At 67.5% G+C, this 1,144-nt stretch carries 1 protein-coding gene and 1 pseudogene; one reads left to right on the top strand and one right to left on the bottom strand.

Annotated features, from left to right (window positions below; all coding sequences use genetic code 11):
• Nucleotides 1–187: 187 nt before the first annotated feature.
• Nucleotides 188–778, top strand: coding sequence for a hypothetical protein (locus ABZ260_RS51390; RefSeq protein WP_355633336.1), 591 nt, complete (start codon nt 188–190; stop codon nt 776–778).
• A 184-nt stretch (nt 779–962) separates the two neighbouring features.
• On the opposite strand, the pseudogene ABZ260_RS51385 reads toward ABZ260_RS51390, so the two are convergent.
• A pseudogene (locus ABZ260_RS51385) lies at nt 963–1,144 on the bottom strand (hypothetical protein); the annotation flags it as partial.

Genomic DNA, 1,144 nt, shown 5'->3' with positions numbered 1-1,144 from the left:
GATGGTCTTGCCTGTTGGTCACATACACCTCACTAAAATGTTTAGGTTAGCCTTACCTCACTTGCACCATGTGTCAGGGGTGGGTCAGGTGGGCGCGACCCCTCGGCCTCCAGGGAGGCCCGGCCGGATCGGGCCGGTTCGGCGAATCGCCGGGAGAGAGCGCCCCCGAATTCGCGCACTGAACAACATGACCGTCGAGTTCCCTGACAGCACCGGTCCGCTCACCGCGCTGCTGGACGCCTGCGTTCACTTCGCCACCCACGTGAACCTGCTCGCCGACCAGCTCCGCGATGTGGAGCTGACCGACGACGACGCCGAACGCCTCAGCGACGCGGCCACCCGTGCCTTCACCGCGGTCGCGCTGGCCACCTCGCTGACCGTCGGCCTGGAGCGCGAGGCCGGCGACGGCGAATGCCCGCACTACAACGTGCTCACCGATGCAGAGTGGGCCCGCCTGTCGGCTGACGAGACGGCAGCACACGACCGCAGCGCCGTCTACCAACGCGAGCTACAGGCCGATCACCCGGGCTCGCATATGTCGCTGGCCCAGTCCTTCGACGACCGTAACGTTTGGCTGCGCTGGGCCGACCGCGTCCGGGAGCTGGTCGACCTGCCGCCCTGTCCGGCCAGCAACGGCGCCCTCGACGACCCCGAGGGGTGCCTGCTGTTTCGCGGCCATCCCGGCGAGCACACCTTCACCCCTGGAGTGGTCACCTACGGCCGCGAGGCCTCACCAAAGATGCAGCGCAGGCTGGACGACCTTCTGGCCGCGGAGTAGCCCCAACTCGACCGAGGAGTTTTGAGAGTTTTGAGAGGGGTCCTACGCGCGGGCGCGCGAGGTCTACCGGTCGCAGAAGTCCAGTTCCGTGACCCTCCGGCGGATCAGCCGGTCCCCAACCGGCCTTCGGGGAGGATCGGACCGGGGTTTAGCGGTAGGGCTGAAGCGGTGATGATCTACTGGGTCAGCGGGTCGGCCACAACTTCGCGTTGTTGTCGGCGCTGGCGGTGGCGAGGGTTTCGCCGTCCGGGCTGAACGCCACCGACCAGACCTCGTCGGTGTGGCCGGTGAGGGTGGCGACGGTCTTCCGGCTCGCGACGTCCCACAACCTCACGCTGTTGTCGGTGTCGGCGGTGGCGAGGGTTT

This window comes from Streptosporangium sp. NPDC006013 (assembly GCF_040614275.1).
In the GTDB taxonomy this organism is placed as follows: Bacteria; Actinomycetota; Actinomycetes; order Streptosporangiales; family Streptosporangiaceae; genus Streptosporangium.
This window is presented reverse-complemented; position numbering and strand designations above follow the sequence as displayed.

Excerpts from the sequence above, each read along its gene's own strand:
- ABZ260_RS51390 (WP_355633336.1), top strand. The coding sequence starts at position 188 with ATGACCGTCGAGTTCCCTGACAGCACCGGTCCGCTCACCGCGCTGCTG.